This is a genomic window from Oleiphilus sp. HI0067, assembly GCF_001635735.1.
On record NZ_LWFI01001156.1, the window covers coordinates 1 to 747 of the forward strand.

A 747-nucleotide genomic window follows, 5' to 3' on the forward strand; every position below is an offset into this window, starting at 1 on the left:
GAACTTGAATGGTTCTAGGATCGATTTCTCGAATTGTTTTATCAACCCAGAAGCAATGATCACAATGCTCACGAATAAGTGTCCAGTCGTGCTCGATCATTAGTATCGTGCCGCCAGCCGCTCTAAACTTTTTTAGAATATTTATGGATTCTGTTTTTCCTTGCTCATCAAGTCCAGTCATTGGCTCGTCAAGAATGAGTAGCCCAGGATTTTGTAATAGTGCGGTTGCCAGCATTAAGCGTTGTCTTTCGCCGCCCGATAAATCACCAATTCGACGATCAAGTCTGTCTGTTAATTGAATATGTTCAAGTGCGTTTTCGACATCAGTAGGAAGACCTCGTCGGAACCAAACAGGTTTGGTAGACAGGCTCATTAACAAGTAGTCGCGAACGGAGATGGGCAAGCTATCATCAAATGGAAGCAGTTGCGGTATGTATCCTATGTTTCCGGCATTTGATAGTTCTGGGCTGGATGGCCAATCTAAGATGATGCTGCCTTGGTGGTTGTTCAGCCCAAGAATCGTTTTTATCAGCGTGCTCTTACCTCCGCCATTTGGCCCTGCAATGCCAAACCAGTTACCGTTCTTGAATTCGACAGAGATGTTATTGAGTAGTATTTGATTGCCTGCTTGAAAGAAGACATTTTCAAGTCTAAGGCTAGGGCCTGCTATCTGTTTACGAATCATTGTTGAGAGTCTCAGATGCGTAAGAGAGGGCTTTAACAAGTGTGAGAAGGTTGTGTGTCATG

General features: G+C 44.0%; 1 protein-coding gene. It reads right to left on the reverse strand.

Annotated features, from left to right (window positions below):
• On the reverse strand, positions 1-685 hold a 685-nt coding region (locus A3739_RS16985; RefSeq protein WP_068502159.1), incomplete at its 3' end, for a metal ABC transporter ATP-binding protein.
• Positions 686-747: the final 62 nt, after the last annotated feature.